Genomic DNA, 5,949 nt, shown 5'->3' with positions numbered 1-5,949 from the left:
CACCAGCGACTTCTGGTTCCAGTCCATGCAGAACTGGCAGAGCGAGTTCCTCGCCGTCGGGGTGCTGATCCTGCTGAGCATCGTGCTGCGGCAGCACGCCAGCCCCGAGTCGAAGCCGGTGACCGCCGCGCACGCCGAGACCGGCGCCTGAGCCCGTCTCAGGCGGCGACCGGCAGCCGCTTGGCGAAGCACACGCTGTACGGGTTGTCCACGTACTCGCCGTACACCGGGATGGGCTGGTAGCCGCAGGACCGGTAGAGGCCGATGGCCGCCGGCAGGTAGGTGCCCGTCTCCAGGCACACCGTGGTGTGGCCGTGCCGGAAGGCCAGCTCCTCCAGCGCCGCCAGCAACTGCCGGGCGATGCCCCGTCCCCGGTACGCCGGCCGCACGTACATCCGCTTGAGCTCGCCGGTGTCGGCGTCCAGCGGCTGGATGCCGCCGCAGGCCACCGCGCGCCCGCCGGCCACCACGACCAGGTAGCTGATGTCGTCGTGGGTGACCGTCACCTGACCGTCCAGGCCCCCGTCGGCCTTGCGCAGCTCCCGCTGCTGGGCGGTGACCAGGGCGGCGACCTCGGGATCGGTGGCGGGACGGGGCTCGATCAGCATGGCCCCCACGCTAGGCAGCGCCCGTTTCGGGCAGGTTTCCGGCGTGTGGCCCGGAACCGTCTAGTCCCAGTCCTCGTCCTCGTCGTCGACGACGTCGACGTCGACGTCGACGTCGGACCCCGGCGCGGCCTCGAGCTCGTCCTCCGGGCGCCGCCGGCGCGCCTTGCGGGCGGCCAGCCGCTCCGCGGCCGAGGCCCGGGTCGACTTCTCCTCCAGCCGGAGATCCGCGCCCCGGACGGTGGGGACGAAGTCCTCACCCGCGTAGAGGGTGGGCTGCCAGTCGAACTCGCGGTCGCCGATCCGGACCAGGTCGCCGGCCTGCGCGCCGGCCTTGGCCAGCTTCTCCTCGACGCCCAGCCGGGCCAGCCGGTCGGCCAGGAAGCCCACCGCCTCGTCGTTGTCGAAGTTCGTCTGCTTGACCCAGCGCTCCGGCCGGTCGCCCCGGACCGTGTACGAGCCGTCGGCCTCCGCCTCGATGGTGAAGCCGGCGTCGTCAACCGCCTTCGGCCGGATCACGATCCGGGTCGGCTCGGCCGGCGGCGCCGCCCGGCGCGCCTGCTCGACCAGCTCCGCCATCGCGTAGGTCAGCTCCTTGAGCCCCTCCCGGGTGGCCGTGGAGACCTCGAACACCCGGAAACCGCGCGCCTCCAGGTCGGGCCGGACGATCTCGGCGAGGTCCCGCCCGTCCGGTACGTCGATCTTGTTGAGCGCGACGAGGCGGGGCCGGTCGGTGAGCCCGCCGTACTCGGTCAGCTCGGCCTCGATGGTGTCGATGTCCGCGAGGGGGTCCCGGCCCGGCTCCAACGTCGCCGTGTCGACCACGTGCACCAGGACGGCGCACCGCTCGACGTGGCGGAGGAACTCCAGGCCCAGGCCCTTGCCGGTGGCCGCGCCCGGGATCAACCCCGGCACGTCGGCGACCGTGAAGGTGTGGTTGTCCACCCGTACCACGCCCAGGTTCGGCACCAGCGTGGTGAACGGGTAGTCGGCGATCTTCGGCTTGGCGGCCGAGATGACCGAGATCAGCGAGGACTTGCCGGCAGACGGGAAGCCGACCAGGCCGACGTCGGCGACGCTCTTCAGCTCCAGCACGACGTCCAGCCGGTCACCGGGCTCGCCCAGCTCCGCGAAGCCGGGGGCCTTGCGCCGGGCGTTGGCCAGCGAGGCGTTGCCGCGCCCGCCGCGGCCGCCCCGGGCCGCCTCGAAGGTGGTGCCCACGCCGACCAGGTCGGCCAGCACCTTCCCGTCGGGGGTCTGCACCACGGTGCCGTTCGGCACCTTGATCACCAGGTCGTGGCCGTTGGCGCCGTCCCGGTTCGAGCCAGCGCCGCCCTTGCCGTTCTCCGCCTTCTGGTGCGGCCGGTAGTGGAAGTCCAGCAGCGTGGTGACCTGCGGGTCGACGACCAGCGACACGCTGCCGCCGTGCCCGCCGTTGCCGCCGTCCGGGCCGCCGAAGGGCTTGAACTTCTCCCGGTGGATCGAGACACAGCCGTGCCCGCCGTCGCCGGCCTGCAGGTGCAGGACGACCCGGTCAACGAACGTCGTCACGACGCCAATCCTTCCAGCGGGGTCCGCCCCGCACGCGGAAAAGCGAAGCGGGCCGGGACACGAGGTCCGCGGCCCGCTTGCGCCGGAGAGCTACTGCTGCGGCACGATGCTGACGGTCTTGCGACCGCGCTTGGTGCCGAACTGGACCGCACCGGCGGCCAGCGCGAAGAGCGTGTCGTCGCCGCCGCGGCCGACCAGGTCACCGGGGTGGAACTTGGTGCCACGCTGGCGGAGGATGATCTCGCCCGCGTTGACGACCTGACCACCGAAGCGCTTCACGCCGAGCCGCTGGGCCGCGGAATCGCGACCGTTACGCGAGCTGGACGCACCCTTTTTGTGAGCCATTGGAGGACGACCTACTTCCCGCTGGAGATGCCGGTCACCTTGACCTGGGTCAGCGGCTGGCGGTGACCCTGGCGCTTGTGGTAGCCGGTCTTGTTCTTGAACTTGTGGATCCGGATCTTCGGGCCCTTGGTGTGCGCGGCGATCTCGCCGGACACCGCGACCTTCGCAAGCTTCGCCGCGTCGGTCACCAGGTCGTCACCGTCGACGAGGAGCACCGCGGTGAGCTTCACCGCGTCACCGGGGGCACCGGTGAGCTTCTCGACCTCGATCACGTCGCCCTCGGCGACCTTGTACTGCTTGCCGCCGGTCTTGACGATCGCGTACATCGGAGGCGGACTCCCTGTCGTTGAGGCTGCTGGCGTCTTTTCCCACCGTTACCGGTCGGTCGTTCCCACGGCGTCTCGCCGGGAGCCGTGACACCGGCGGCGCGGGCACGCGGGAACTCGGCACACCAAAGTGCGCCGCAGGCAAGCGTACGCCATACCCGGCCCGCTGCCCAAACCGGGCCGCCGGTCAGCCCGGGCAGAGCTCGTCCAGGCGCCCCTGGAGCCGGTCGAACTCCGTCTCGTCGATCGCCTGCACGTCCGTGCCCAGGCCGCCCACCTCGGCGGCCAGGTCCGCCAACAGGGTACGCAACCGGGGGTCGGTGGCGCGGGCCGACTGCTCGCGCAGGGTGTCCCGCCAGCCGGCGAGCGCCGCCTCCGCGTCCCGCCGCGCGGCCTCCTCCGTCCGGCGGTCCTTGACCGCGTTCGCGCGCAGCATCTGGGCCAGCTTCTGGACGTACCGCTGCACGGCCACGGAGCCGGCCTGCTTGGCACGGGCGCACACCCCCGCGTCCCCGGTGGCCGTCGGGGCGGGGGTGGCGGCCGGTGGGGCCGGTGAGGCGAAGCCGACCGCGAAGGGGTCCTCGCCATCCCGGTCGGCGCAGCCGGCACTGGCCAGCAGAACCCCGGCCAGCGCGGTCACCGCGAGCACGCGACGCATGTCTCCTCCCGTCCGGGCCGCGCCGTCCCGACCGGGGGTCGACGGGTACGGCAGGGCCCCTCCCTGCGGACTCTGTTGCCGAGGAAGGGGCCCTGTCAAACGCCGTGCTGGTCAGCGCCTCACGGGCGGGTACGCCGTCGCGCGCCACCCCGCCGGGAGCGCCGCCGGCCGGAGCCGCCCTCGGCGCCCTCCTCGGCCTCGCCGTCGCCGATCGCGTCCGGGTCGTCCGCCGCGGCCAGCCGCGCCGATTCGCCCTCCTGGGCGTCGGCGACCGCCGGCGCGGCCGGCGTCTCGGTCTCGAACCGGGACAGATCGTAGCCCTGGGTGTCGTAGTAGTCGTCGTCGACCACCTCGGCGACCGCCCGCTGCGGGGCGGCCTCGGCGGCCGGCTGCTCGGGCGCCGCCTCGGGGGCCGGCTTCTCCGGGGCGGCCTTGCGGCCCCGGCGCCGGCCCTTCTCCTCAGCGGCCGGGGTGGTGACGGCCGAGGCGACCGCCTTGACCTTCTCCCCCGCCCCGCCGCCGGAGCGCGGCTTCTCCGGCACCGGCTCGGTGTGGATGATCACGCCGCGGCCCTTGCAGCACTCGCAGGTCTCGCTGAACGCCTCGAGCAGGCCCGCGCCGATCCGCTTGCGGGTCATCTGCACCAGGCCCAGCGAGGTGATCTCGGTGACCTGGTGCTTGGTGCGGTCCCGGCCGAGGCACTCGGTGAGCCGGCGCAGCACCAGCTCCCGGTTCGACTCCAGCACCATGTCGATGAAGTCGATCACCACGATGCCGCCGAGGTCGCGCAGCCGGAGCTGGCGCACGATCTCCTCGGCCGCCTCCAGGTTGTTCCGGGTGACCGTCTCCTCCAGGTTGCCGCCGGAGCCGGTGTACTTGCCGGTGTTCACGTCGATGACCGTCATCGCCTCGGTCCGGTCGATCACCAGCGACCCGCCCGAGGGGAGGAAGACCTTGCGATCCAGACCCTTGAGGATCTGCTCGTCGATCCGGTACTCGGCGAAGACGTCGGTGGTGCCGGCGTGCCGGCGCAGCCGGGCGACCAGGTCCGGCGAGACGTGCGACAGGTACGACTCGACCAGGTCATACGACTGCTCGCCCTCGATGACCAGCTCGCGGAAGTCCTCGTTGAACAGGTCCCGGACCACTCGGATGACCAGGTCCGGCTCCTCGTAGAGGAGCACCGGCGCGCCACCCTCGGCCGCCTTGGCCTGGATGTCCTCCCACTGCGCCTGGAGCCGCTTGACGTCGCGGGCCAGTTCGTCCTCGCTGGCCCCCTCCGCGGCGGTACGCACGATCACCCCGGCGCCGTCCGGCACCAGCTTCTTGAGGATGTCCCGCAGCCGCTTGCGCTCGGTGTCCGGCAGCTTCCGGCTGATGCCCGAGGCGTTGCCGTTCGGCACGTACACCAGATGCCGGCCGGAGAGCGCGATGTGGCTGGTGAGCCGGGCGCCCTTGTGCCCGATGGGGTCCTTGGTGACCTGGACCAGCACCGAGTCCCCGGACTTGAGCGCCTGCTCGATCGAGCGGGCGCGCCCCTCCAGGCCGGTGGTGTCCCAGTTGACCTCGCCGGCGTAGAGCACGGCGTTACGCCCGCGCCCGATGTCGACGAACGCCGCCTCCATGCTGGGCAGCACGTTCTGCACCTTGCCCAGGTAGACGTTGCCGGCCATGGTGCCGGACGAGTTGCGGGTCACGTAGTGCTCGACCAGCACGCCGTCCTCGAGGACGGCGATCTGCGTCCGGTCGCCGCGCTGGCGGACGGCCATCACCCGGTCGACCGCCTCCCGGCGGGCCAGGAACTCCGACTCGCTCAGGATCGGCGGCCGGGTACGCCGCTGCTCGCGGCCGTCCCGGCGGCGCTGGCGCTTGGCCTCCAGCCGGGTCGAGCCGGAGACCCCCTGCACCTCGTCGACGGCCCGGCGCGGCTCCCGGATCTTGACGACCGTGGGCACCCCGTCCTCGGCGGCGGCCTCCACGTCGCCGGCCCCCCGGCGGCGGCGACGACGGCGGCGGCGGGTCATCCCCTCGCCCTCGCCCTCGGCCTCCTCCTCCTCGGCGGCCTCCTCGGCCTCGGCATCCGCGGCTTCGGCCCGGACGGCCTCCTCGGCCTCCTCGTCCTCGGCCTCCTCCGCGCCGCCCTTGCCGCGGCCCCGGCCCCGGCGGCCACGGCGACGGCGGCGACGACCGGCGGCCGTCTCCTCGTCCTCGTCCTCCGCCTCGGCGAACTCCTCGGCCTCGACGGCCGACTCCTCGTCGACCTCGACCTCGGCCTCGGCCGCGACCGGCTCCGCCTCGCGGCGGGCCCGCCGGCGGCGCCGGCCGGTCTCCACCGGCTCCGGCTCCTCGACGGCCTCCTCGGCGACCGGGTACGTGACCCGGACGGTGGGCATCTCCTCGGGCTGGGGTCCCCGACGTCGACGTCCGGGAATACCAGGCCGGCTCGCTGACGGTGGGCGAGATC

Annotated in this window: 7 protein-coding genes; 1 reads left to right on the top strand and 6 read right to left on the bottom strand. The window is 73.1% G+C overall.

The features are described from left to right. A partial coding sequence (locus tag ACWEVO_RS27865) for a DUF6766 family protein (RefSeq protein WP_452310459.1) occupies positions 1-151 on the top strand: 151 nt, incomplete at its 5' end. Between the two features lie 7 nt (positions 152-158). On the opposite strand, the gene ACWEVO_RS27860 is transcribed toward ACWEVO_RS27865, so the two are convergent. The 6 genes from ACWEVO_RS27860 to ACWEVO_RS27835 form a co-directional block, all read right to left on the bottom strand. After that, positions 159-608 carry a GNAT family N-acetyltransferase gene (locus ACWEVO_RS27860; RefSeq protein WP_452310458.1) on the bottom strand — a complete coding sequence of 150 codons (450 nt, stop codon included), beginning with the start codon at positions 606-608 and terminating at the stop codon, positions 159-161. 60 nt (positions 609-668) lie between these two features. Further along, on the bottom strand, positions 669-2,156 hold the full coding sequence (obgE, locus tag ACWEVO_RS27855) for a GTPase ObgE (protein WP_452310457.1): 1,488 nt from the start codon (positions 2,154-2,156) through the stop codon (positions 669-671). 90 nt (positions 2,157-2,246) lie between these two features. After that, complete coding sequence (gene rpmA, locus ACWEVO_RS27850; protein ID WP_452310456.1) at positions 2,247-2,501, bottom strand: 50S ribosomal protein L27; 255 nt, start codon at positions 2,499-2,501, stop codon at positions 2,247-2,249. An 11-nt stretch (positions 2,502-2,512) separates the two neighbouring features. Continuing rightward, positions 2,513-2,827, bottom strand: coding sequence for a 50S ribosomal protein L21 (gene rplU, locus ACWEVO_RS27845; RefSeq protein WP_067312477.1), 315 nt, complete (start codon positions 2,825-2,827; stop codon positions 2,513-2,515). A 187-nt stretch (positions 2,828-3,014) separates the two neighbouring features. Further along, on the bottom strand, positions 3,015-3,485 hold the full coding sequence (locus tag ACWEVO_RS27840; protein ID WP_452310455.1) for a hypothetical protein: 471 nt from the start codon (positions 3,483-3,485) through the stop codon (positions 3,015-3,017). 119 nt (positions 3,486-3,604) lie between these two features. Next, on the bottom strand, positions 3,605-5,949 hold a 2,345-nt coding region (locus tag ACWEVO_RS27835), incomplete at its 5' end, for an Rne/Rng family ribonuclease (protein ID WP_452310454.1).

The sequence above is a fragment of the Micromonospora sp. NPDC003776 genome (genome assembly GCF_053605645.1).
Note: the sequence above shows the minus strand (reverse complement) of the source record. Positions and strands in the feature narration are given on the sequence as shown.

What these genes read in the sequence shown, in the direction of transcription:
- ACWEVO_RS27860 (WP_452310458.1), bottom strand. Translation starts at nt 608, where the DNA reads ATGCTGATCGAGCCCCGTCCCGCCACCGATCCCGAGGTCGCCGCCCTG.
- rpmA (WP_452310456.1), bottom strand. Translation starts at nt 2,501, where the DNA reads ATGGCTCACAAAAAGGGTGCGTCCAGCTCGCGTAACGGTCGCGATTCC.
- rplU (WP_067312477.1), bottom strand. Translation starts at nt 2,827, where the DNA reads ATGTACGCGATCGTCAAGACCGGCGGCAAGCAGTACAAGGTCGCCGAG.
- ACWEVO_RS27840 (WP_452310455.1), bottom strand. Translation starts at nt 3,485, where the DNA reads ATGCGTCGCGTGCTCGCGGTGACCGCGCTGGCCGGGGTTCTGCTGGCC.